This window comes from Rhodoferax sp., from assembly GCF_012927445.1.
Classification (GTDB): domain Bacteria; phylum Pseudomonadota; class Gammaproteobacteria; order Burkholderiales; family Burkholderiaceae_C; genus Rhodoferax.
Genome location: NZ_JABBPD010000007.1, coordinates 292,315 through 313,860, shown reverse-complemented (window position 1 = coordinate 313,860; position 21,546 = coordinate 292,315). Strand labels below are relative to the sequence as shown.

Genomic DNA, 21,546 nt, shown 5'->3' with positions numbered 1-21,546 from the left:
GCTATTAATTTAATAGCATAAAACCAAAGACGCCGGCCACGCAGTCGCCGGCGCGCCAACTCGGGCCGCCCATTTGGACCGCGCACCCTATTTCCGCCCGGTGAATACCCTGACCTGTCCACTACTTGACAGCCAAATGACCCGTGCGGGCTTATTCTGCTGGACGGCGATTCCGGCAGCGTGCTGGAGCGTCCATTTGGAGCCCCTCATGCCCACCCTCTCCCTCAAAGAAACGGTCAGTGCCGACGAATGGCAGCTGCGTTGCGATCTGGCGGCCTGCTACCGGCTGGTGGCCGCCTACGGCTGGAGCGACCTCGTGTTCACCCACATCTCGGCCCGCATTCCCGGCCCGGAACATCATTTCCTGATCAACCCCTACGGGCTGATGTTTGATGAAATCACCGCCTCCAGCCTGGTCAAGATTGACCAGGACTGCAACAAACTGAGCGCCTCGCCCTACCCGGTCAACCCGGCCGGCTTCACCATCCACAGCTGCATCCACCAGGGCCGTGCCGACGCCGGCTGTGTGCTGCACACCCACACCCGGGCCGGTATCGCGGTCAGCGCGCAAAAATGCGGCGTGCTGCCGATCAGCCAGCAATCCACCTTTGTGCTGGGCTCGCTGGCGTACCACAACTACGAAGGCGTGGCCCTGCACGAGGAGGAAAAACCGCGCCTGCAGGCCGACCTGGGCACTGCCAACTACTTGATGTTGCGCAACCACGGTCTGCTCACGGTGGGTAAAACTATTCCCGATGCCTTTCTGGCGATGTACACCTTCGAGAACACCTGCCGCATCCAGATCGATGCCCAGGCCGGTGGCGAGTTGACGCTGGTGAACCCGCACATCGTGGCCAGGATCGCTGGCGTCATGAAAGTGGCCACCGCCGGCCTGGGTGCCGCGCTGGCTTGGCCGGCCCTGCTGCGAAAACTTGACCGTCTGGACCCCAGCTACAAAACATGACTACCACCGCTTTCTCCGGCAGCCCGCCCGCCAACCGGGTGCGCCAGGAACTGGACGCCACGCTCAAACTGCAGCGCGCAGCCTACCTGGCGCACCCGATCCCGAGCCTGGACGAACGCCGCGCCGATCTGCGCAAGCTGCAGGCCTTTCTTCGCGAGAACAAGGCCGGCTTGGTGGCGGCCATCAACGCCGACTATCGCCACCGGTCGCAACACGAAACCCTGTTTACCGAACTGTTTCCGGCCATCGACGCGGTCAACCACACCCTGAAACACCTCAAGCAATGGATGAAACCACAGAAACGCGGCATTGATCTGCGCAATTTCCTGGGTGCCCGCAACCGCGTCATTCCCCAGCCACTGGGCGTGGTCGGCTGCCTGGTGCCGTGGAACTTTCCGATCAACCTGAGCTTCATCCCGCTGATTTACATCTTTGCCGCCGGCAACCGCGCCATGGTCAAGATGTCGGAAAATTCACGCCATCTGGCCCAGTTCCTGATCGACAAAATTCCGGCCTATTTCCCGCCCGACAAGCTGGCTTTCTTTGATGAAACCGGCGGCGTCGGCATCAAGTTTTCGCAACTCAAGTTCGACCACCTGCTGTTCACCGGCTCCGGCCAAACCGGTCGCGCCGTGATGGCTGCCGCCGCGCAAAACCTGTGCCCGGTGACGCTGGAACTGGGTGGCAAATCCCCCGCCATCCTCTGCGACGATTACCCGGTAGTGCAGGCGGCCGAGCGGCTGCTGTTTGTCAAGCTGCTCAACGCCGGGCAAATTTGCACCACAGTCGACCACGTCTATGTGCCGCAGGGCAAGACGCCCGCCTTTGTGGCGGCGGCGAAGGCCATCGTGGCCAAGCGCTACCCGCAACTGGCGTCACCCGACTACACCGCCATCATTGACGACAAGGCCTTCCAGCGGCTCACCCAGGCGCTGGACGAAGCCGAGGCCGGCGGCGCCACGCTGGTGCAGCTGATTCCGGGCCCCAAATGGGACGCCGTCAGCCGGAAAATCGCGCCCCACATCGTGCTCAACGCGCCCGCCGACAGCCAGTTGTGCACCCGCGAAATTTTCGGCCCGATTCTGCCGGTGATTGAATACCGCACGCTGGAGGAGCCAATCCAGGCCATCAACCAGGGCCCACGCCCGCTGGCGCTCTACCCCTTCAGCCATGACAAAACCACCATCCAGCAGCTGCTGGACCGCGTGATGTCGGGTGGCGTCAGCGTCAACGACGGCCTGTTCCACGTCGGCCAGCATGACCTGCCGTTTGGTGGCGTCGGCGACAGCGGCATGGGCCACTACCACGGCCAGGAAGGTTTCATCACCTTCTCCAAAATGCGCCCGGTGTTCTACCAGGCCCGTTGGAGTGCGGTCAAGTTCCTGTGGCCGCCCTACGGAAAATTTGCCACCAAGTACCTGAATTTCCTTACCAAGTAGTCAACACAGCAGGGTTTCCAAAGTGCAGACTCAATCATTTGACTACGTCGTGATCGGCGGCGGCAGTGCCGGCTGTGTCGTCGCCAGCCGCCTGTCCGAAGACCCGAAAATTTCCGTCTGCTTGCTGGAAGCCGGCGGCCCCGACAGCTCCGCCCTCATCCAGGCGCCACTGGGTTTTGCCGCTACCGCAGCACTCGGCCTGCACAACTGGAACTACAACACGGTGCCGCAGCCGGGCCTGAACGGACGACGTGGTTTTCAGCCCCGCGGCCAGGTGCTGGGCGGCAGCAGTTCCATCAACGCCATGGTCTACACCCGCGGCAACCGGCTGGACTACGACCATTGGGCCGCGCTGGGCAACCCGGGCTGGGGATTTGACGACGTGCTGCCCTACTTCAAGCGGGCCGAAAACAGCGAATGCTTTGGCGCCAACGCCCTCCACGGCAGCGGTGGCCCGCTCAATGTGAGCTATCTGCCAAGCCCCAGCCTGCTTAATGCGGCGTTTCTGGCCGCCTGCGCCGAGCACGGTGTGCCGCCAACGCCGGACTACAACGGCGCCTCGCAGTTCGGTTGTGCCCCGGCGCAAGTGACGCAAAAAAATGGCGAACGCTGCAGTGCCGCCAAAGCCTACCTCACACCGCATCGCGCCCGGCCCAACCTCACCGTGATCACCCAGGCCCGCACCCAGCGCCTGCTGCTGGACGGCCGGCGTGCCGTCGGGGCCGAGTTCCGGCACGCCGGGCAAACACGGCAGGTCAAGGCCCGGCGCGAAGTCATTTTGTCGGCCGGCGCCTACGGCTCGCCGCAACTGCTGATGTTGTCGGGCATCGGTCCCGCCGCCCAGCTGCAACAACAGGGCATTCCCGTGGTGCATGACCTGCCCGGCGTCGGTCAAAACCTGCACGACCACGTCACCACCGTGCTGATTTACCGCACGCCGCGCAAAGACGCCACGTTGGGGCTGTCGCTGGCCGGGCTGGTCACGATCGTCAAAGGCATCTTCGAGTGGCGCCGCCAGCGCACCGGCGTCATCACCAGCAACGTCGCCGAATCGCAGGCCTTTTTGCGAACCGACCCGAGCGAGGCCGCGCCCGACATCCAGCTGGCGCTGTGCACCGGCATCGTGGACGACCACACGCGCAAAAACCACCTGGGGCACGGCTACACGCTGCATATCACCCTGATGCGCCCACAAAGCCGGGGTACGGTGACGCTGCACAGCGCCAGCGCCCAGGAGGCACCCTTGATCGATCCGCAATTTTTGACCGATCCGCGCGACATGGCGACGCTCATCAAGGGCACGCAGATCGGGTTTGACATCATGCAAAGCCCCGCTTTGGCCCCGTACCGCGGCAAGATGCTCTACCCGCTGGAACGCCACAACCCGGTGCAGATCGAGCAGTTTTTGCGCGACCACTCCGACACCGAATACCACCCCTGCGGCACCTGCAAGATGGGTCCGGCCAGCGACCCGCTGGCCGTGGTCGACGCCCGCCTGCGCGTTTACGGCATCCAGAACCTGCGGGTGGTGGACGCCGCCATCATGCCGCAGCTGACCACCGGCAACACCAACGCGCCGACCATCATGATCGGCGAGAAGGCGGCGGACCTGATCCGGGACGCGGCAGTTTCCACATAGTTGCTATTTTTTTAATAGCTGCTTACGCAGACGGGACAGGGGCTACTTGCCAAAAAGCTTCTTGAGCCCTTCGCCCACCTTGTCGCCAACCGACGCGCCGGCACCGGTGCCCAGCCCGGGCATGACCACCGTGCCAATCGCCGCACCGATCAGGGCGCCGCGCGTCAGGGTCACCTCGGGCGCATCCAGTGTGCCGCCCACCGCCAGCGGCACCCCGACCGCGCTGCCCAAAGCGGACGCCGCCAGATTCACATTGATGTGCCCACTCAAGGCCCGACTCGCGGCCACGTCCACATTCCCGCTGGCACTCAGCACACCGGAACTCGCCGCCAGATTGGAGAGCTGGCCGGCGCGGCCCCGGGTCGTGACCTGACCACTCAGCGTGTCCAGCTGGGTTTCGCCTCCCCGGCTCAAACCGACGGTCCGGACCGCGCGGGCCAGGTCAACGCCGTGCAATACGGCTTGGCGCACGTTGAAGGTGCTCTGCGTCTGCAACACATCCGCCAAGGCGGCAATCCGGACCGCGCGTCCGGACAGGCTGGTGTCCGCATCAAGCCGACCGCTCAGGGCCGGCTGGGGACTGCGGGTCAGCGCGGCGACTTCGACGCCCCGCGTTTGCAGCTGCCCTTTCAGCACAAACTCGGCTCCAGGCCGGGGTGCCGGCTGCAATTGAAAAGTGCCGTGCAGCGTACCGCCGCCCACCGCCATGGCCAGCGTCCAGTCAGGGCCCAGATGTTGCAGGCGCGCCGTGGCGCCCTGCAACTGGCCTGCCAGAATCTTGACCGACACGTCATCCGGCGAACCCTGTGCGCTCAAGTGCACGTCGGCATCGAGCGAGATGCGGTCTCCCTTGGCGCTGATCCAGGTCACGTTGTCGAGCAGCGTTCGACGCGGAATGTATTGCAGATTTTCAATGCTTTCAGTCTCTGGTCCTTGTGCAACGGGCGCAGCCTGCTTCTTTTTTTGTAGCGACAGCAACAAGGCGTCAATCGCCGTCTGCGGCAGCAGGGCGCGCCGCACCAATACCGTGGTCAGTTCCAGCTGGCCCTGCATCAACCCACGCCAGGCCGGGCGCACTTCCAGCCGCTCCAGCGTCAGGGCCGGCTGGGTCTGAATCTGGACGCCTTCGACCGCCACCGCCGGCAGCGGCCACAGCGTCACGTCGATGCGCGCCAGCTTCACCGCCACACCGAGTGTCAGGCTGGCCTCTTGCTCGGCCCGCACCTTGAAATCGTCGGTCCCAAGCCAGCGGTGCAAAGCCCAGCCACCCGCCGCCAGCAAGATCAGCAGGACCAACCCTGACAGCAAAATCCATTTCAAAACTCGTTTCATGCTGGCATTTTGCATCGGCCCACCCGCCACAGCTGTGTCAGCGGCTAGCATCAAGGCTCCACCCTTTTCAAACCGGTTCGCCCGAACCCCTTTAGGACATTCATGAAGCTTTATTACTCTCCCGGTGCCTGCTCGCTATCGCCCCACATCGCACTGAAGGAGTCCGGTTTGTCGTTTGAAGCCATTGCGGCGCCGACCAAAACCCATCGACTGGCCGATGGCACCGACTACTACACCCTCAACCCGCTCGGTTACGTGCCGCTGCTGGTACTGGACGACGGCACCCAGTTGCGCGAAGGTCAGGTCATCGTGCAATACATCGCCGACCAGGTGCCGGCCCAACAGCTGGCGCCCGCCAACGGCACGTTAGCCCGCTACAAGCTGCAGGAGTGGCTGAGCTTCATCAGCACCGAGCTGCACAGAGGCTTCACACCCCTGTTCACGCCCGGCATGCCTGAAGAAGCCAAAACCATGGCCAAAACCCGGTTAGCCTCACGCCTGCAATGGGTCAATGGGGAACTGGCGAGCAAGACCTACCTGATGGGCGATACCTTCACGGTGGCCGACGGCTACCTGTTTACCGTGCTCAGCTGGTCTAAACATGTCGGCATCGACCTCTCCGGCCTGCCCAACCTGGGCGCCTTCATGGGCAGCGTGGGCACCCGCCCTGCGGTGCAAGAGGCTTTGCGCGCCGAAGGCCTGTTCAAGTAATTAGACCTGACCCAGCGCGCTGTCGCCTGGGTGTCTTGGTAGTGGGGTCGCCATGCGCCTTTGCGCTTGCATTTTGCGGGAACGCCTGCAAATGAAATTGCACACGCAGGTTGACGCGTGCCCTCCCACTTTTCTGCTCACAGGTAACTCATGACTTCTATGTTCGATCCCCTTCAAGTTGGCCGTATTCAACTGGCCAACCGCGTCGTCATGGCCCCGCTGACGCGCAACCGCGCGCCCGGCGCCATCCCGACACCGTTGATGGCCACCTACTACACCCAGCGCGCCGATCCCCAAAACGGCGCCGGCCTGATCGTGAGCGAAGCCACCGCCATCAGCCACCAGGGACAAGGCTATTCCGACGTGCCCGGCATCTGGAGCGACGAGCAGATCGCTGCCTGGAAAAAAGTGACTGATTCAGTCCATGCCGCCGCCGGCAAGATCGTGGTGCAACTCTGGCATGTGGGGCGGATCTCGCATGTGGACCTGCAACCTGGCGGCCAGGCACCGGTGGCGCCCTCGGCCATCCGCGCCAACACCAAGACCGTGCTGATCCGCGATGGCGTGCCCTCGTTTGAGGACACCTCCATGCCGCGTGCCCTGACGCTGGACGAGTTGCCCGGCATCGTGGACGACTACCGCCGCGCCGCCCGCAATGCCATCGCCGCCGGCTTCGATGGCGTCGAAGTGCATGGAGCCAATGGCTACTTGCTCGACCAATTTCTGCGTTCGGGCTCCAACACCCGCACCGACGCGTATGGCGGCAGCATTGAAAACCGGGCCCGCTTCCTGCTGGAAGTCATGCGCGCCGTCACGCAAGAAATCGGCGGCGACCGCGTCGGTCTGCGTCTGTCACCGGTGACCCCGGCCAACGATGCGCAAGACCCGCAGCCGCAGCCGCTGTTTGACTATGTCGTGGCGCAACTGGCGCCGCTGAATCTGGCGTTCCTGCACCTCATCGAAGGCGCCACCGGCGGGGCGCGGGATCATGTGCAGGGTGACACACCGTTTGACTATGCAGCGTTGCGCGCCAGCTACCGGAACGCCGGTGGCAAGGGCGCCTGGATGGTGAATAACGGTTTGGACACCGCGTTGGCCAACCAGGCGCTGGCGGAAGGTGCCGACCTGGTGGCCTTCGGTCGCCCTTTCATTGCCAACCCCGACCTCACCCGTCGCCTGCGGGAGGGTGCCGCCCTCAATGAGCCAGACCGCGCCACCTTTTACGGCGGTGGCGCCAAAGGCTACACCGACTATCCAACGCTGGCCTGAAGCGGCCCGCGCATCAGCAAACCTTAGGCCTCTCCCTCGCCCAAGCCAATGGGCGCGGGCGCCCGCATCACAATGTGGGTGAACAACCGGTCATAGGCTGGATCGCGCGGGTACTTGCCGGTCAGAGGGTCACAATTGACGGCAAAAGCGGCGTCGAGCTCTTTCCAGTCGGCATCATTCAACACCTTTTGCGCCGCCGGCAAGATCACGGTTTCTTCCAGCCGCATGTGTTCCAGATAAAAATCGATATAGCGCTTGACGGCCTCGTCAAACGCGACACGCCTTGAATCGCCCACCAACTCCCACGCCAGCAACAGGTGCTGTAACTCGCGCACCGACGCTTCACCGCTGGTGTGGTCTTTTTCCAGCCGAATAATCGTCTCCATGACCTCCGGGGCCAGGCGCGCGACGCGCGGAAACAGCAGGTCCGACTCCTTGGGGTGATGAAGACGCTCCGGAAATTCGTCGATGTAGAACAGCATCGCCCGCATCACATCAAAAAAACTCCCCGGCTCGTGGTCTGGGCCGCGCTCGACCATCAAGCCAAGTGACCGCAACATGGCCGACAACGCAGCGTGCTCGTCGCGAATGATTCGAATGCTTTCGTGGGCCATGTCATGTCTCCTGTGAACGGCGCAAGCATGGCATGTGATCAAAAAATCAGTCTTGATGCAGATCAACGGACCTAAAGCAACTGGTCGGTGCGCGCCACAGCATTGCCGCTTTTGAGCGCGCAGGCAGCTGTATTTGCTTACATCATTTTGAGCCGGCGTGTCAAAGAATAAAGCTGTGCATAGTTTCGGCATAACGCCCTGGTTATCCACAGGTAAATCAAATTTTTGAAAGTTGTTCATATTCACGATGCAAACCAAAAGCACGGTCGCCCACATGGGTTGATCGCATGCAAGCCATTGATTTAAAACAAAAATTTAGCCTTATCCACACAAATCTGCAACCCTTATCTACTACTACTAATTAAAAATAGAATAAATAGGAGAGAGTCAAAGGCAAACAGAAGACAAAAAAGAAGTTGCCATTTGGCCCGCCAAAGTTTGAACAAGACTTCACCAAAGAAGCTGGCCGGTTTAGTGGTTTTACCAATGCAATCAAGTAAAATTTGCGTTCACTTGAACCGCCCATCACGGTCTCCCAACACTTCATGTTCGTTTCTTCCGTCGCTAATTCACCTGACCATCCGCATGCCTCTTTTGAAATAAAGAGTGCCCAGTTGCCCTTGGTGGCACTCATGCTCATGACCAGCGACTGGAAGGTGCTGGCGGCTGATCTCACCCAGCAATACGGCGCCGGTGGCGACAACGCCGATTTTTTTGACCACGATGCACTGGTGATTGATTTTTCGCACCTGGCGGCAGACACCCCGGTGCAAGATATGGCCCCTTTGCTGGCCGTGTTGCGGGCCTGTCACTTGGTGCCGGTGGCCGTGCGTGGCGCCAGTACCGCTTGGGTGGCGTCTGCGCGCGCCTTTGGGCTGGTGGAGGCCCCTGCCGATGCGCCGCGAGTGCGTCCTGCGGTCGCTACGCCAGTGGCAACGGAATACGTGGTGCAAGAGGTGGTACGTGAAATACACGGCCCTGCCACCATGGTGGTGGACAAACCCTTGCGTTCCGGGCAAAAAATTTATGCCCGGGGTGCCGATCTGGTGGTGTTGGCCATGGTCAACCAGGGCGCTGAAGTGGTGGCCGATGGCAATATCCATGTGTATGCCCCGCTGCGTGGCAAAGCCATGGCCGGTGCCAGTGGCAACACCAATGCCCGCATCTTTTCCTTGTGCCTGGAGCCTGAGTTGATTTCCATTGCGGGCGTCTACCGCACCAGTGAAAATCCCCTGGCGGACGATGTGCGTGGCAAGCCGGCACAGGTTCGCTTAAGTAACGATGGGCAGGAAAAGTTGCTGTTTGAAGCGCTGAAAGCCTAATTTTTTAAATTTGAAAGACATCTCTCCCATGGCAAAAATCATTGTGGTTACTTCCGGCAAGGGTGGTGTGGGCAAAACAACCACCAGCGCCAGCTTTGCAACTGGTCTGGCCCTGCGCGGCCACAAGACCGCGGTGATCGACTTTGATGTCGGCCTGCGCAATCTGGACCTGATCATGGGCTGCGAGCGCCGCGTCGTGTATGACCTGATCAATGTCATCCAGGGTGAGGCTAACCTGAACCAGGCCCTTATCAAAGACAAGCAGTGCGACAACCTGTACGTGCTGGCCGCCTCGCAAACCCGCGACAAAGATGCGCTGACACAGGACGGCGTGGAAAAAGTGCTGTTCGATCTGGGCGCCATGGGCTTTGATTTCATCGTCTGTGATTCACCGGCCGGGATCGAAACCGGTGCCCTGATGGCCATGCACTTTGCCGACGAGGCCCTGGTGGTGACCAATCCTGAGGTCTCTTCGGTGCGCGATTCGGACCGCATTCTGGGCATGCTCTCCAGCAAGACCAAGCGTGCCATGGAAGGGCTGGAGCCGATCAAGGAGCATTTGCTCATCACCCGCTACAACCCGGCCCGGGTCAACCAGGGCCAGATGCTGTCGCTGGAAGACATACAGGACATTTTGCGCATCAAGCTGATCGGTGTCATACCCGAGAGCGAATCGGTGCTGCAGGCGTCCAACCAGGGCGTTCCTGCGGTGCATATGCAGGGTAGCGACGTGTCAGAAGCCTACAAAGACGTGATTGACCGCTTTTTGGGCACTGACAAGCCCATGCGTTTTACCGAAGCGCCCAAGCAGGGACTGCTGAAACGAATCTTTGGTGGAAAGTAAGGCCATGTCATTCATCTCTTTTTTCATCGGCGAGAAGAAGAAAACTGCCAGCGTGGCCAAGGAGCGCCTGCAAATTATTCTGGCGCATGAACGCAGCGGCCGCAATGCCGCCGAGCCTGACTACCTGCCCGCCCTGCAACGCGAACTGATGGCGGTCATCAGCAAGTACGTCAAGATCAATCTGGAAGACATCAAGGTCAACCTGGAGCGGCAGGACAATCTTGAAGTGCTGGAAGTCAAAATCGAACTGCCGGACAAGCGGTAAATTTACGCCAGCAGCTTGAGCGTACTTTCGTCAAGCTTGCCGCCGAAGAAACGGGTCAGTGCCTGCTTGAACACTGGCTCTTCCGGGGCCACCTGCGCAAAGAGCGTCAGGCTGGATTTGAATTTGAGGTCATCGGTTGACCCAAAAATGTCCCGGGCCGTCGCGTTGCTCTGGGCCAACACCAGCTGCGTGCACTCCTTCAGGCGCGGGCCCAAAATGGGGTGCTGCCAAAAACTCAGGGCCTCGTCCCTGGAGTCGAGGCCATAGTGTCTGGCAATCGGGCTGTGGCCCAAGCCTTTGAGTTGGGGAAAGATGAACCACATCCAGTGGCTGGTTTTTTCGCCGAGCGCCAGTTCGTTGCACACTGATTCATAGACCCGGTCTTGCGCCTCCAAAAATCGCTGGAGCCCCTGTGTTGTCAAGTTCATCATTCCAGTAATCCATATCCCTTAGATTTATTCATGTTGAGGCTTGTCAATAGCCCCGTCTGGTTGTCTGCTAACTCAGCATGAAATGTATCCTCATGTAACGGGCTTGGTTACTTTCTTTCAAATTTACCGCAAACACAACGCTTCCAAGGCAATGCTGGCGGCAAACTGGCGCACCAGGGTCTAGACGGCACTGTGTTTTTTGACCCAGGCAACATAGAGATCCATCCAGTTCTGCAAAAACTTTTGGCTGCCCGCACCGATGTCGCCGGCTTCGTCAAACAAGCCCTCCTTGGCATGGATAAAGGCTTCGGGCTGGCCCAGCGTCGGCACGTCCAGGTAGGCCAGCACATTGCGCAAATGCTGTTGTGCCAGTGCCGTGCCGATGGCCCCGACCGAAGCGCCCAGCAGGCCCGCCGGTTTGCCGGCCCAGGCGTTCTGGCCATAGGGACGCGAGGCATGGTCAATCGCATTTTTGAGGACACCAGGCATCGACCGGTTGTATTCGGGGGTCACAAAGAGCAGGCCCTGCGATGCCGCAAGGTCGGCTTTCAAGCGCACAACGGACTCGGCTTGGTGGGCGTCGTCGTCCTGGTTATAGAGCGGCAGGTCGCCGATTTGCACCTGCTTGAACGAAAAGTTCAGCGGCGCCAGTTTGGTGATGGCGAGGGCCAACTTGCGGTTGAAGGAATCGCGACGAAGGCTGCCGACAATGACGGCGATTTGATACGGGGCCATGTGAATTCTCCTGTGAAGGTGGATGAAGCTTGTGCAGTGTCCACCCATCCATCGCGAGCGTCAACCGGTGTCCGCACGGTACAGAGGAAACCCAAAGAGAAGAATACAAGGGCATCTTTGAGCGCAGATCATGCGCGTTGCTGGCATTTAGCACCCTCACCGCCCCTTGGTGCTGGTGCTGAGGCGCGGCATGCGTGCGCCACTGCTTGGGTGGATTGAACTTTCCGAATCCCGGCGTACTCACTCATGGGTATGAAACGCTGGCCTTTGCTGACCACCCTGCTCCTTGCCGTCGCCGCGATGGTCGGCTGCGCCGCGCTGGACGTCCGGCAGCGCGAATGGATTTTCCAGCCCAGCGACCGCGCTTGGGGCGGCGTGCAGGCCACCGATGACATGATGGACGTGTGGATTGACTTCAACTCCATCGCCAGCGGCAAGGCGGAACAGCTGCACGGCCTGTACCTGCCGTCGGAGCAGAAAGCCGCCCCGGTACTGCTGTACCTGCACGGTGCCGGCTGGAACGTGTCAGGCTCGGCGGGGCGCATGCGTCGCATGCAGGCATTGGGCTTCTCGGTACTGGCGGTGGACTACCGCGGTTTTGGCCGCAGCAGCGCCGGCTTGCCGTCGGAAGCAACGGCGCTCGAAGACGCGCGTGCCGCCTGGGACTGGATCGCCAGACGCCACCCGGCACCACCGCGCTACATCTTTGGCCACTCGCTGGGCGGCGCCATCGCCATCGACCTGGCCGCCCAGGTCAATGACGAGAGCGGCACCATCGTCGACGGCACCTTCACCAGCATTCTCGACGTGGTCAGTTCCTTCAAATGGGGCTGGCTGCCGGTGTCGAGTCTCATCACGCAGCGCTTTGAGTCGGTACGCAAGGTGGCCAGCATCGGCTCGCCGCTTCTGGTGGTGCATGGCAGCGAGGACCACTTGATTTCGCCGTCGCTGGGCCGCAAGCTGTTTGACGCCGCGCAGGAACCGAAGCGTTTCATGCTGGTGAAAGGCGGCTCGCATCACAACACCAATGCACTGGGCTACGCCCAATACGGCCAGGCGGTGGCCGAGTTGTTCCACCTGCCATTAGCGGCGACTGGTGCGGCGACCGCCGGACCTTGAGGTGCTCAAACCGGGGCCACGCTGACCGCGCAGCCGGTTAATGACTTTTTTGCTATTAATTTAATAGCTATTTGCGCTTATTCTGCATGGGCTAGAGGCCGATTTCACTCATAAAACCCTGATACCAAGCTGAGTTTTCACCGCCGCATCGCGTCGTTCGACAACCTTGAGCCCTAAAAGCAGCAGCGTGCCGACCGCCATCACCGCCGCCGCAAAGTACAAACCGGCGTTATAGCTGCCGAGGTGGCTGGCCAGCGAGCCGGTGATGGCCGGGCCGATGATCTGGGCCGCGCCGTAGGAGAGCGTCATCTTGCCCATCATCTTGGCCGGCCGGGTCGGGTAGTAGCGCCCGGCCATGCTCAGCACCAAGCTCACCATGCCGATGAAGGTGCCGCCAAACAGCAAGGCGCCGAACAGCGCCGCCACCAGGCCACCCACCATCACCGGCAACAAAATGCCAACGATTTGCAGCACCGCCGCCAGGATCAGGGCGTTGAGGTCGCCGGTGCGGCGGGCGATAAAGTCCCAGTTGATGCAGGCCGGCGCGGCACCAATCCCGATCGCCAGAAACACCAGATTGCCCTGCCCGGCCAGCCCCGGCAACTTGTTCACAATCGCCACGATGAAGGTGGCGCTCACCACGTAGCCGAAGCCGGCACAGAAATAGGCCGCCATGAAAATGCGCAGATAAAGCGGACTCGGCGGGTTGTCTTGCATCTGCTGCGCGCTCGTCGTCAAGCCGCTTTGATCCGGCTTGGGCAGCCAGCGCAAGGCCGGCACCAGCAGCAGACAACCCAACGCGGTAAAAGCGAACCATTGCTGGCGCCAGTCCAGCCACGGGCTGAACAGCGTGACGGCGGCGGCACAGCCCGCGATGCCCAGGCCAATACCGGCAAAGTGGATGCCCAACTCGCTGCGGTGGTTGTGGCGGATCAGCCAGTTCATGATCAGGCCGGTGCCGAGCAGCATGCCAGCGGCGCTGCTGAGGCCCGCCACGTAGCGAGACAAGGCCCAGATCGTGACATCCGTGGTCAGCCCCATGACGGCGGTGCTGACAATCGCCAGCACCATGCCAATCCGGTACAGGCGGTCTTTCAGCACCAGGTCGCTGATGAGGGAGGCGATGATCGCGCCGCTCAGGTAGCCGGCGTAGTTGATGGCCGCCAGCCAGCCCGCCGCCGCAACCCCCAGCCCGGCTTGCTGCTGCATCAGCGGCAGCAAGGGCGTGTAAGAAAACCGGGCCACGCCCAACACCAGTATCAGGCTGAAGATGCCGGCACTAAGGACCTTGATGCGCGCGCGTTGTTCACTCATAGGAAATATTTTTGCTGTTATTGGAGGCGTCAAAAGCGACATGCTGGCGCGGGCCAGTGGCGCCGTTGCAGGGGCGCGGACTGCGCTGATCGGTCCATTGTGCGGGCTGGCAGGTCGACCGAACTGTCCCGGCCGTGACCTCTGGGAACAGGGCGCCATGTTAAGCACGACAACAGTCGCCCGGCAGGTTTGAAAACGGCTTGGACCGCCGCAGTTCAAGTTTTCGCAGTGCGTAGCCTAGTACTATTAATTTAATAGCTACTTACGCATATAAAACGGGGGCTAGAGACCGATTTACCCTTATTATTTCCCCGGCTTCCAGCGCTTCAGCAGCAACGCATTGCTCATCACGCTAACCGAGCTCATCGCCATCGCCGCCCCGGCCACCACCGGGTTCAAAAAGCCCAGCGCCGCCAGCGGAATGCCGGCCACGTTGTAGGCAAAAGCCCAGAACAGGTTTTGCCGGATTTTGGCCACGGTGCGGTCCGAGATGTCCAGCGCCGCCGCCACCAGCAACGGGTCGCCGCGCATCAGGGTGATGCCGGCGGCGTGCATGGCGACGTCGGTGCCGTTGCCCATCGCCAGGCCGACATCGGCAGCGGCCAGCGCCGGTGCGTCGTTGACGCCGTCACCGACCATCGCCACCGTGTGGCCGCCCTCTTTCAGCGCCATCACCTTGGCGGCTTTGTCGCCGGGCAGCACCTCGGCCATCACTTCGCCCGCTTCCGGGCGCAGGCCCAAGCGGCGCGCCATGGCCTCGGCGGCGCCGCGGTTGTCGCCGGAAATCATGATGGTTTTGATGCCACGGGCCCGCAGCGCCGCCAGCGCTTCCTTGGCGCCGGGCTTGGGTTCGTCACCAAAGGCCAGCAGCGCGCGCAGGGTCAGGCCCTGGGTGGTGCGCTCGGCCATCGCTGACACGGTGGCGCCCTGCGCTTGCAGCGCCGTCGCGTCGGCCGCCAGGGTGCTGATGTCGATGTGCAGTTCCTCCATCCAGCGCAGGCTGCCAATCAGAAAACTGCGCACGCCGACCTCGCCCTCGGTGCCACGTCCCGGCACGGCGCGCACGTTGTCGGGGGCGTCGATCGCCAAGCCCTTGTCGCGCGCGGCCATGACGACGGCGCGCGCCAGCGGATGCTCGCTGCCGCTTTGCAGGCTGGCCGCGATCTTCAGCACGGCATCGGCCTCCATGGCATCCTGCGCGGCGTCTTTCAGCACCTGCAGCGCGGTCAATTTGGGCCGGCCGACGGTCAGGGTGCCGGTCTTGTCAAAGGCGACGATGTCGACTTTGTGCGCCAGCTCCAGTGCCTGCGCGTCTTTGATCAAAATGCCGTGCTGCGCCGCCACGCCGGTGCCGGCCATGATGGCAACCGGGGTCGCCAGCCCCAGCGCGCAGGGACAGGCGATCACCAGCACCGCCACGGCGTAAATCAGCGCCTGCTCGAACGGGTGGCCGGTCAGCCACCAGCTCAGCAGCGTGATCAGCGCAATCACCAGCACCACCGGCACAAACACCGCGCTGACCTGGTCCACCATGCGCTGGATCGGCGCCTTGGCGGCCTGCGCGTCTTCCACCAGCCGGATGATGCGCGACAACACGGTATCAATACCAACCGCGCGCACCTGCATCACGACGCGGCCGTCGCCGTTGATGGAGCCGCCGGTGAGCAGCGCCGCCGGGTCGGTGCCGGCCGCTTGGCTCGCGTGTTTTTCCACCGGCAGTGGCTCGCCGGTCAGCATCGATTCGTCCACTTGCGTCTGCCCTTCCAGCAGCACGCCGTCTACCGGAAAGCGCTCGCCGGGTTTGACCACCAGCCGGTCACCGACCAGCACCTCGGCCACCGGCACATCGATTTCACCATCGAGCCCGATCAGGTGCGCCACGTCCGGGCGCAAGGCGTGCAGGGCGCGGATGGCGGAGGTGGTCTGGCGCTTGGCGCGCACTTCCAGCCACTTGCCCAGCATCACCAGTGTGATGACCAGCGCCGAGCCTTCAAAGTACAAATGCACCATGGCACCGGGTTCCGCCGTCAGCCACAACCACATCGACAAGGCCCAGCCGGCGGTGGTGCCAATCGACACCAGCAGATCCATGTTGCCGGTGCCGGCCTTGAGCGCGTACCAGCCGGCCTTGTAAAAGTGCGCGCCCAGAATGAACTGCACCGGTGTCGCCAACAAAAACTGCCACAGTGGCGGCAGCATCCAGTGCAAGCCCAACAGGTCGCCCAGCATGGGCAGCACCAGCGGCGTCGACAAGGCCAGGCCCATCGCCACCGGTGCAAAGCCGGCCCACGGCGAGGCGTCTTCGGCCAACACGGCGGCGTCGGCAGCGCGTGGTTCGTAGCCGGCATCGCGCACGGCGCGGCGCAGCTGAGCTTCCAGCGGCCCGCCCGGTGCCACCAGAATGCGCGCCGATTCAGTCGCCAGGTTGACGGTGGCGTCCTGCACGCCGGGCACTTTTTTCAGGGCTTTTTCAACCCGCGCCACACAGGAGGCGCAGGTCATGCCGCCAATGCCGATGTCCAGCGGAACGGCGGCGGAAGAAGGGTGTGTGTCAGTAGTCATGGGGGCATCCTATTCCTTCCCATGATGGCAAGGTCAAGCCGGGACGCATTGAAATCCCTGCTCGCAATGGGTCATTCCCCGCTGGGCTTGACCTTGCCACCGTGGGAAGGTTCAAGCTATGCTTCGTCTCACTTGATCTATGTCCCATTCCTACTGGAGTTTTCCATGAAGCAAACCTTTACCGTCACCGGCATGACCTGCGGCCACTGTGAAAAAGCGGTCACCCGCGCCGTGAAACAAGCCGACCCGCAAGCCGAGATCCGCATTGACCGCGCCGCCAACTTGGTGGAAGTGCAGTCGGAGCAACCGCGTGCGTTGTTGGCCCAGGCCATTGCCGAAGAAGGCTACGCCGTCGCCGCATGAACCCGTCCGCCACGGCGTCGATTGAGGCGATCCGGGTCTGGCCGGTCGCCATTGGTGTGGCGGCGCTTCTGTCCAATGTGTCGGCCAAGATGGTGCGGCACTACGAGTCACTGGGCCTGCTCGCGCCGGTGGCCCGCACCGACAGCGGTTACCGCCAGTACACCGAGGCTGATGTGCGCACCCTGCAGTTCATCAAACGCGGGCGCGAGCTGGGGTTTTCGATGGCCGAGATTGCCGAACTGGTGGGGCTGTGGCACAACCGGCAGCGCGCCAGCGCCAGCGTCAAGCGCATCGCCCAGAAGCATGTGACGGAACTGGCGCACCGGATTGAAGCGATGCAGGCCATGCAGCGCACCTTGAGCGCCTTGCTGGACCACTGCCAGGGCGACGAGCGGCCCGATTGCCCGATACTGGACGATCTGGCAGGCCATTGTTGCTAGTGTTTTAATAGCTGTTTGCGAAGACCGCACGGCGGCTAGCGCCCTATTTACCATGAACTTAATCGATTCTCTTGCTGCCATGCGGCTGACCGCGCCATGACGGCGCTTGCCGCGCTGCCGGCCGAACTGTATCCCGCGCTGGCGCAGGTGCAACCGTCCTTGGCCGAGTTGTACCCGAGGTTGGCGCCGATGCAGGTGCCGGCCGGCACGGTGCTGTTCAGTGAAAACACGCCCTGCCAGGGTTTTCCGCTGGTGCTGGCGGGCGAAATCAAGGTGTCGCGCAGTTCGGGCGACGGCCGCTCGCTGGAGTTGTACCGGGTGGTGCCGGGCGAGTTGTGTCTGGTGTCATCGGCCTGCCTGTTTCGGACCCAGCCGCTGTCGGCCCACGGCATCACCACCAAAGCCAGCACCCTGATCCTGATCCCGGCCGACATCTTCCGGCGCTGGCTGGACACCATGGCTTTTCGCAACGAGGTGCTGGGCCTGTTTGCCGAGCGCATGGCCGATCTGACCAGCCTGATTGATGCGGTGGCGTTTCACAAACTCGATCGGCGGCTGGCGGCGGCGCTGCTGGGGCATGGCCAGCAACTGGCGATCACGCATCAGGCGCTGGCCAACGAACTGGGCACGGTGCGCGAAATCGTCACCCGGCTGCTGCGCCGCTTTGAACGCGAAGGCTGGGTGGCGCTGGGCCGCGAGCAGATTCAGATCGTCAATGGCGCGGCGCTGCGCGAGTTGGCCGCCTCGCTCAACGCCTGAACCTGGGCTGCGTGACTTCTGTCACAGACGGAAAGGGAAAAAGAGCGCTTAATCCGGCCATTAACAACTCTCTCAGGAGCTCAGAATGAAAAATAACGAAGGTGGTATTGACCGCATGGTGCGCATCCTTGCTGGTTTGGTCTTGCTGGGCCTGATGGCCATGGGCACCATTGGCTGGTGGGGCTGGCTCGGCATCGTGCCGCTGGCCACCGGCCTGATCGGCTGGTGCCCGGTGTACACCCTGCTGGGCATGAATACCTGCCCGATGAAAAGCAAACCCTGATGCGGGGGGCGGGCCTGCAGTGAGCCCGCCGGCGAGCTTAAGGCGTGGCGTCGGCCTGCGTCGTCACATAAATATGCCAGACCGCGATGAACATCGCCGCGATGGTGGGCCCGACCACAAAACCATTGATACCGAACACCGACATGCCACCGAGTGTGGTGATCATCACCACATAGTCGGGCATGCGCGTGTCCTTGCCCACCAGAATCGGGCGCAACACGTTGTCGATCAGCCCGATCACCAGCACGCCCCAGGCGATCAGCGCAATGCCTTGCCAGATGGCACCCGTCAGGAAGAAGAAAAGCGCGACCGGTAGCCAGACCAGCCCGGCGCCGACCGCTGGCAGCAGCGACAGGAAGGTCATCAAAACGGCCCATAAAAAGGCCCCGTTCACCCCCAAAAACCAGAAGGCCAGGCCGCCCAAGCCCCCCTGCACCGCCGCCACCAGCAGATTGCCTTTGACGGTTGCCCGAATCACGGTGGTGAACTTGCTGATTAATTCCCGCTTGTGCCGGGGTTCCAGCGGGAGCGCCCGCCGCAGCGCGCGGGCCACACCGTCGCCATCGCGAATCAAAAAGAACGCGAGGTACAAGGTGATGAACAGGCTGGCCACGAATTCAAAGGTGTTTTGGCCAATGCTGAGCGCCTGCGTGGCAATGAACTGGCTGCCCTGCTGCAGGGCAGCCACCAAGCGACGCTGCAGCGTGGCAAAGTTGGCCAACCCGAAACGATCGAGCAAAGCGATGATCCAGGCCGGCAGGGCGTCGAACAACTCGTGAAAATACAGTGCCGGATTCAGCTCACCCGACTGCAGCCGCTCGTACAAATGGGCCGCTTCACGCGCCAGCGCGGCGGTGATCAGCGCAAAGGGAAGAATGACGATCAGCAGCACGGCCAGCATCGTCAGCAGCGCCGCCAGGGTGCGCCGCTGTTTCAGTGGCGGCAGCAGCCGGCGGTACAAGGGGGCGAACAGCAGCGCGATGATCGCGCCCCACATGATGGCGCCGTAAAACGGCACCAGAATCCAGCCGAGGCCGAGGGTGACCACCAGCAGGAGCAGCATCAGCGCCCGGTTCTCCAGGTAGGCTGACGCGGTTTCATTCGAAGAGTTCATCAGTTTTCTCGGGGGCATGCCGGGATCGGGCCAGCCATCGTAGCAGCGTCACGACGGCGGCCGCGGCGGAACCGGGCTACAGGCTAGTGTGGTTTGAGCTGCACCAGCAAGGCCTTGGCGGCGGGCTCGGAGGAAGCCGGGTTTTGCCCGGTAATCAACAGGCCATCGATGACGACATAGGGTTGCCAGTCGGGGCCCTTGGAATACGTGCCGCCATTGCTTTTCAGCATGTCTTCCACCAGAAAGGGAACGATCTGCGTCAGCCCGACCGCCTGCTCCTCGCTGTTGGTGAAGCCGGTCACCGACTTGCCCTGCACCACGGACAAGCCGTCGGGCGACGTGGGATGGCGCAGCACGGCAGGTGCATGGCAGACGGCGGCGACCGGCTTGCCAGCGGCCAGCATGGTTTCGATCAATGCGATAGAGGCGGCGTCTTCCGCCAGATCCCACAGCGGGCCATGGCCGCCGGGGTAAAACACCGCATCGAAATCAGCCGCAGCCATTTCGCTCAGCGGGTGTGTGCTGGCCAGCAGGGCCTGCGCGGCCGGGTCGGCCTTGAAGCGGTGCGTCGCCTCGGTCTGCGAAGCCGGGTCGTCACTCTTGGGGTCCAGCGGCGGCTGGCCACCGAGCGGGCTGGCCAGGGTGATTTGGGCGCCGGCGTCCTTGAACACATAGTAAGGCGCAGCGAATTCCTCCAGCCAGAAACCGGTTTTGGCACCGGTCGTGCCGAGCTGGTCGTGGGAGGTCAGAACCATCAATATTTTCATGTTGTTTCCTTCTGGGTTAGGTGAGATTTTTTCAACGGGGGCGCGGTTCAAAGCGCGCCTTCCAGAATCCGGCGGCTGATCGCGGGGGTTATGTCACTGTGTTCACCGAGTTGGGTCATGCCGTGATCTTCCAGCTGGTGAACCACCACGTCAATGGCCTCGGCGCCAAGGCCATAGGCACTGAGGCGGGTCGGAATGCCCATGCGCTCAAAGAAGTCACGCGTGTGTTCAATGGCCGCTGTGACGCGCTCGTCCTCGCTGCCGCTGCGGATGCCCCAAACCCGTTCGCCATACTGCAGCAGCTTGGCGTGCTTTTGAGCGCGACGCTCCTGCAGCAGGGCCGGCAACACGATGGCCAGCGTGCGGGCGTGGTCGATGTTGTGCAGCGCCGTCAGCTCGTGGCCAATCATGTGGGTGGCCCAGTCCTGCGGCACGCCGGCGCCGATCAGGCCGTTCAGCGCCAGAGTCGCAGTCCACATCAGGCTGGCGCGGTCGTCATAGTCCGGCGCCGTGGCCGTCAACAGGCGTGGCCCGATCTCAACCAGCGTTTGCAGCAGGCTTTCGGCAAACCGATCTTGCACCGGTGCGTTCGCCGGATAGGTCAGGTATTGCTCCACCGTGTGGACAAAGGCATCGACCACACCGTTGGAGATTTGCGGCAGCGGCAGGGTGTAGGTTTTGGTCGGGTCCAGCACTGAAAAAAGTGGGTACAGGTGGCGACTGCGGAATGGCAGCTTGGCACCGATGTCGCGCCGTGTGATCACCGAGCCGTTGTTCATCTCCGAGCCGGTGGCGGGCAAGGTCAACACCGTGCCAAACGGCAGGGCCTGGCTGATATTGCGGCCGCCCTGCAGCAGGATGTCCCAGGCGTCGCCTTCAAACAGCGCCGCGGCGGCGATGAATTTGGCGGCATCAATCACCGAGCCACCACCGACCGCGAGCAAGAAGTCAAAGCCGCCCTCCCGCACCAGCTGCACCGCTTTCATGGCGGTGTCAAAACCCGGGTTGGGTTCGATGCCGCTGAAGGTGCTGTGCTGGCGTGCGCCCAAAGCTTGCCGCACTTCGGCCAGCGTGCCGGTTTTTTCCGCACTGGCGCCGCCGACCAAAATCAGCACCTTGGCCGCCGCCGGCACCAGGTTGGCAAGATCAGCGATGCGGTCTTTGCCGAAAACTATGTGCGTCGGGTTGTGAAAATCAAAGTTTTGCATGGTGGTCCTGGTGAGTGAAGGTTGAAATGAAGGATCAGTCAAAGTAGACCGG

At 62.2% G+C, this 21,546-nt stretch carries 23 protein-coding genes; 13 read left to right on the top strand and 10 right to left on the bottom strand.

The genetic code is table 11. From position 1 onward, the window contains the following. Nucleotides 1-208: 208 nt before the first annotated feature. Genes HHJ17_RS13235 through HHJ17_RS13225 form a run of 3 tightly spaced genes read left to right on the top strand, consistent with a single transcriptional unit; the run spans nucleotide 209 to nucleotide 4,042 of the window. Nucleotides 209-964, top strand: coding sequence for a class II aldolase/adducin family protein (locus tag HHJ17_RS13235; protein ID WP_296497610.1), 756 nt, complete (start codon nucleotides 209-211; stop codon nucleotides 962-964). After that, nucleotides 961-2,403: a coniferyl aldehyde dehydrogenase gene (locus HHJ17_RS13230; protein ID WP_296506090.1), complete on the top strand. Its 1,443-nt coding sequence runs from the start codon at nucleotides 961-963 to the stop codon at nucleotides 2,401-2,403. The genes HHJ17_RS13235 and HHJ17_RS13230 overlap by 4 nt, the downstream gene beginning before the upstream one ends. Nucleotides 2,404-2,425: 22 nt before the next feature. Then, nucleotides 2,426-4,042 carry a GMC family oxidoreductase N-terminal domain-containing protein gene (locus HHJ17_RS13225; RefSeq protein ID WP_296506089.1) on the top strand — a complete coding sequence of 539 codons (1,617 nt, stop codon included), beginning with the start codon at nucleotides 2,426-2,428 and terminating at the stop codon, nucleotides 4,040-4,042. Between the two features lie 42 nt (nucleotides 4,043-4,084). Here HHJ17_RS13225 and HHJ17_RS13220 read toward each other — a convergent pair whose 3' ends face one another. Beyond that, complete coding sequence (locus tag HHJ17_RS13220; RefSeq protein WP_296506087.1) at nucleotides 4,085-5,425, bottom strand: hypothetical protein; 1,341 nt, start codon at nucleotides 5,423-5,425, stop codon at nucleotides 4,085-4,087. Nucleotides 5,426-5,476: 51 nt separating this feature from the next. On the opposite strand from HHJ17_RS13220, the gene gstA reads away from it, so the two are divergent. Together gstA and HHJ17_RS13210 are read left to right on the top strand one after the other, a co-directional pair. Next, the gene (gstA, locus tag HHJ17_RS13215) at nucleotides 5,477-6,085 is read left to right on the top strand and encodes a glutathione transferase GstA (RefSeq protein ID WP_296506084.1); all 609 of its coding nucleotides are present in this window, start codon (nucleotides 5,477-5,479) and stop codon (nucleotides 6,083-6,085) included. Nucleotides 6,086-6,235: 150 nt separating this feature from the next. Next, nucleotides 6,236-7,354, top strand: a complete 1,119-nt coding sequence (locus HHJ17_RS13210; protein WP_296497599.1) for an alkene reductase — start codon at nucleotides 6,236-6,238, stop codon at nucleotides 7,352-7,354. A 23-nt stretch (nucleotides 7,355-7,377) separates the two neighbouring features. Here the strand turns inward: HHJ17_RS13210 and HHJ17_RS13205 are convergent, their stop codons facing one another. Continuing rightward, nucleotides 7,378-7,968, bottom strand: coding sequence for a hemerythrin domain-containing protein (locus HHJ17_RS13205; RefSeq protein WP_296497597.1), 591 nt, complete (start codon nucleotides 7,966-7,968; stop codon nucleotides 7,378-7,380). A 361-nt stretch (nucleotides 7,969-8,329) separates the two neighbouring features. Beyond that, nucleotides 8,330-8,602 carry a hypothetical protein gene (locus HHJ17_RS13200; RefSeq protein ID WP_296497761.1) on the bottom strand — a complete coding sequence of 91 codons (273 nt, stop codon included), beginning with the start codon at nucleotides 8,600-8,602 and terminating at the stop codon, nucleotides 8,330-8,332. On the opposite strand from HHJ17_RS13200, the gene minC reads away from it, so the two are divergent. From minC to minE, 3 genes are read left to right on the top strand one after another with little or no spacing between them, the layout of a single operon-like run. Beyond that, nucleotides 8,514-9,290: a septum site-determining protein MinC gene (minC, locus tag HHJ17_RS13195; protein ID WP_296497595.1), complete on the top strand. Its 777-nt coding sequence runs from the start codon at nucleotides 8,514-8,516 to the stop codon at nucleotides 9,288-9,290. The two genes, HHJ17_RS13200 and minC, sit on opposite strands and share 89 nt — an antisense overlap. A gap of 28 nt (nucleotides 9,291-9,318) precedes the next feature. Beyond that, the gene (gene minD, locus HHJ17_RS13190; RefSeq protein WP_296497593.1) at nucleotides 9,319-10,134 is read left to right on the top strand and encodes a septum site-determining protein MinD; all 816 of its coding nucleotides are present in this window, start codon (nucleotides 9,319-9,321) and stop codon (nucleotides 10,132-10,134) included. 4 nt (nucleotides 10,135-10,138) lie between these two features. Next, entirely contained in the window at nucleotides 10,139-10,399 is a 261-nt protein-coding gene (gene minE, locus HHJ17_RS13185) for a cell division topological specificity factor MinE (protein ID WP_296497592.1), read from the top strand. Between the two features lie 2 nt (nucleotides 10,400-10,401). On the opposite strand, the gene HHJ17_RS13180 is transcribed toward minE, so the two are convergent. Both HHJ17_RS13180 and HHJ17_RS13175 read right to left on the bottom strand, forming a co-directional pair. Further along, the gene (locus tag HHJ17_RS13180; RefSeq protein WP_296497590.1) at nucleotides 10,402-10,830 is read right to left on the bottom strand and encodes a DUF1810 domain-containing protein; all 429 of its coding nucleotides are present in this window, start codon (nucleotides 10,828-10,830) and stop codon (nucleotides 10,402-10,404) included. A 180-nt stretch (nucleotides 10,831-11,010) separates the two neighbouring features. Next, nucleotides 11,011-11,565 carry an NAD(P)H-dependent oxidoreductase gene (locus tag HHJ17_RS13175; protein WP_296497589.1) on the bottom strand — a complete coding sequence of 185 codons (555 nt, stop codon included), beginning with the start codon at nucleotides 11,563-11,565 and terminating at the stop codon, nucleotides 11,011-11,013. 252 nt (nucleotides 11,566-11,817) lie between these two features. Between HHJ17_RS13175 and HHJ17_RS13170 the strand changes: the two genes are divergently transcribed. Beyond that, nucleotides 11,818-12,684, top strand: a complete 867-nt coding sequence (locus tag HHJ17_RS13170; RefSeq protein WP_296497587.1) for an alpha/beta fold hydrolase — start codon at nucleotides 11,818-11,820, stop codon at nucleotides 12,682-12,684. A gap of 108 nt (nucleotides 12,685-12,792) precedes the next feature. Here the strand turns inward: HHJ17_RS13170 and HHJ17_RS13165 are convergent, their stop codons facing one another. Both HHJ17_RS13165 and HHJ17_RS13160 read right to left on the bottom strand, forming a co-directional pair. After that, a complete protein-coding gene (locus tag HHJ17_RS13165) occupies nucleotides 12,793-13,998 on the bottom strand; it encodes a YbfB/YjiJ family MFS transporter (protein WP_296497585.1) in 1,206 nt (401 codons plus the stop codon). A 303-nt stretch (nucleotides 13,999-14,301) separates the two neighbouring features. After that, complete coding sequence (locus HHJ17_RS13160; RefSeq protein WP_296497582.1) at nucleotides 14,302-16,560, bottom strand: heavy metal translocating P-type ATPase; 2,259 nt, start codon at nucleotides 16,558-16,560, stop codon at nucleotides 14,302-14,304. A gap of 165 nt (nucleotides 16,561-16,725) precedes the next feature. Here HHJ17_RS13160 and HHJ17_RS13155 point away from each other — a divergent pair, with 165 nt between their 5' ends. The 4 genes from HHJ17_RS13155 to HHJ17_RS13140 all read left to right on the top strand — a co-directional run bounded on the left by HHJ17_RS13155 (nucleotide 16,726) and on the right by HHJ17_RS13140 (nucleotide 18,405). After that, nucleotides 16,726-16,923: a heavy-metal-associated domain-containing protein gene (locus tag HHJ17_RS13155; protein ID WP_296497581.1), complete on the top strand. Its 198-nt coding sequence runs from the start codon at nucleotides 16,726-16,728 to the stop codon at nucleotides 16,921-16,923. After that, complete coding sequence (cueR, locus tag HHJ17_RS13150) at nucleotides 16,920-17,363, top strand: Cu(I)-responsive transcriptional regulator (protein ID WP_296497579.1); 444 nt, start codon at nucleotides 16,920-16,922, stop codon at nucleotides 17,361-17,363. Before HHJ17_RS13155 ends, cueR begins: the two co-directional genes overlap by 4 nt. A gap of 96 nt (nucleotides 17,364-17,459) precedes the next feature. Then, the gene (locus HHJ17_RS13145) at nucleotides 17,460-18,122 is read left to right on the top strand and encodes a Crp/Fnr family transcriptional regulator (RefSeq protein WP_296497577.1); all 663 of its coding nucleotides are present in this window, start codon (nucleotides 17,460-17,462) and stop codon (nucleotides 18,120-18,122) included. 85 nt (nucleotides 18,123-18,207) lie between these two features. Further along, nucleotides 18,208-18,405 (top strand): DUF2892 domain-containing protein, encoded by a 198-nt coding sequence (locus tag HHJ17_RS13140; RefSeq protein WP_296497576.1) that lies wholly within the window; start codon nucleotides 18,208-18,210, stop codon nucleotides 18,403-18,405. Nucleotides 18,406-18,442: 37 nt separating this feature from the next. Here HHJ17_RS13140 and HHJ17_RS13135 read toward each other — a convergent pair whose 3' ends face one another. From HHJ17_RS13135 to HHJ17_RS13125, 3 genes are all read right to left on the bottom strand, one after another. After that, complete coding sequence (locus tag HHJ17_RS13135; protein ID WP_296497573.1) at nucleotides 18,443-19,519, bottom strand: AI-2E family transporter; 1,077 nt, start codon at nucleotides 19,517-19,519, stop codon at nucleotides 18,443-18,445. Between the two features lie 83 nt (nucleotides 19,520-19,602). Next, the gene (locus HHJ17_RS13130) at nucleotides 19,603-20,286 is read right to left on the bottom strand and encodes a type 1 glutamine amidotransferase domain-containing protein (RefSeq protein WP_296497571.1); all 684 of its coding nucleotides are present in this window, start codon (nucleotides 20,284-20,286) and stop codon (nucleotides 19,603-19,605) included. A 47-nt stretch (nucleotides 20,287-20,333) separates the two neighbouring features. Beyond that, on the bottom strand, nucleotides 20,334-21,494 hold the full coding sequence (locus tag HHJ17_RS13125) for an iron-containing alcohol dehydrogenase (RefSeq protein WP_296497569.1): 1,161 nt from the start codon (nucleotides 21,492-21,494) through the stop codon (nucleotides 20,334-20,336). Nucleotides 21,495-21,546: the final 52 nt, after the last annotated feature.

Bases quoted from the DNA above. Each gene is read 5' to 3' on its own strand.
- HHJ17_RS13235 (WP_296497610.1), top strand. From the start codon at position 209: ATGCCCACCCTCTCCCTCAAAGAAACGGTCAGTGCCGACGAATGGCAG.
- HHJ17_RS13230 (WP_296506090.1), top strand. From the start codon at position 961: ATGACTACCACCGCTTTCTCCGGCAGCCCGCCCGCCAACCGGGTGCGC.
- HHJ17_RS13220 (WP_296506087.1), bottom strand. From the start codon at position 5,425: ATGCTAGCCGCTGACACAGCTGTGGCGGGTGGGCCGATGCAAAATGCC.
- gstA (WP_296506084.1), top strand. From the start codon at position 5,477: ATGAAGCTTTATTACTCTCCCGGTGCCTGCTCGCTATCGCCCCACATC.
- HHJ17_RS13210 (WP_296497599.1), top strand. From the start codon at position 6,236: ATGACTTCTATGTTCGATCCCCTTCAAGTTGGCCGTATTCAACTGGCC.
- HHJ17_RS13205 (WP_296497597.1), bottom strand. From the start codon at position 7,968: ATGGCCCACGAAAGCATTCGAATCATTCGCGACGAGCACGCTGCGTTG.
- minC (WP_296497595.1), top strand. From the start codon at position 8,514: ATGTTCGTTTCTTCCGTCGCTAATTCACCTGACCATCCGCATGCCTCT.
- HHJ17_RS13200 (WP_296497761.1), bottom strand. From the start codon at position 8,602: ATGAGTGCCACCAAGGGCAACTGGGCACTCTTTATTTCAAAAGAGGCA.
- minD (WP_296497593.1), top strand. From the start codon at position 9,319: ATGGCAAAAATCATTGTGGTTACTTCCGGCAAGGGTGGTGTGGGCAAA.
- minE (WP_296497592.1), top strand. From the start codon at position 10,139: ATGTCATTCATCTCTTTTTTCATCGGCGAGAAGAAGAAAACTGCCAGC.
- HHJ17_RS13180 (WP_296497590.1), bottom strand. From the start codon at position 10,830: ATGATGAACTTGACAACACAGGGGCTCCAGCGATTTTTGGAGGCGCAA.
- HHJ17_RS13175 (WP_296497589.1), bottom strand. From the start codon at position 11,565: ATGGCCCCGTATCAAATCGCCGTCATTGTCGGCAGCCTTCGTCGCGAT.
- HHJ17_RS13170 (WP_296497587.1), top strand. From the start codon at position 11,818: ATGAAACGCTGGCCTTTGCTGACCACCCTGCTCCTTGCCGTCGCCGCG.
- HHJ17_RS13165 (WP_296497585.1), bottom strand. From the start codon at position 13,998: ATGAGTGAACAACGCGCGCGCATCAAGGTCCTTAGTGCCGGCATCTTC.
- HHJ17_RS13160 (WP_296497582.1), bottom strand. From the start codon at position 16,560: ATGACTACTGACACACACCCTTCTTCCGCCGCCGTTCCGCTGGACATC.
- HHJ17_RS13155 (WP_296497581.1), top strand. From the start codon at position 16,726: ATGAAGCAAACCTTTACCGTCACCGGCATGACCTGCGGCCACTGTGAA.
- cueR (WP_296497579.1), top strand. From the start codon at position 16,920: ATGAACCCGTCCGCCACGGCGTCGATTGAGGCGATCCGGGTCTGGCCG.
- HHJ17_RS13145 (WP_296497577.1), top strand. From the start codon at position 17,460: ATGACGGCGCTTGCCGCGCTGCCGGCCGAACTGTATCCCGCGCTGGCG.
- HHJ17_RS13140 (WP_296497576.1), top strand. From the start codon at position 18,208: ATGAAAAATAACGAAGGTGGTATTGACCGCATGGTGCGCATCCTTGCT.
- HHJ17_RS13135 (WP_296497573.1), bottom strand. From the start codon at position 19,519: ATGAACTCTTCGAATGAAACCGCGTCAGCCTACCTGGAGAACCGGGCG.
- HHJ17_RS13130 (WP_296497571.1), bottom strand. From the start codon at position 20,286: ATGAAAATATTGATGGTTCTGACCTCCCACGACCAGCTCGGCACGACC.
- HHJ17_RS13125 (WP_296497569.1), bottom strand. From the start codon at position 21,494: ATGCAAAACTTTGATTTTCACAACCCGACGCACATAGTTTTCGGCAAA.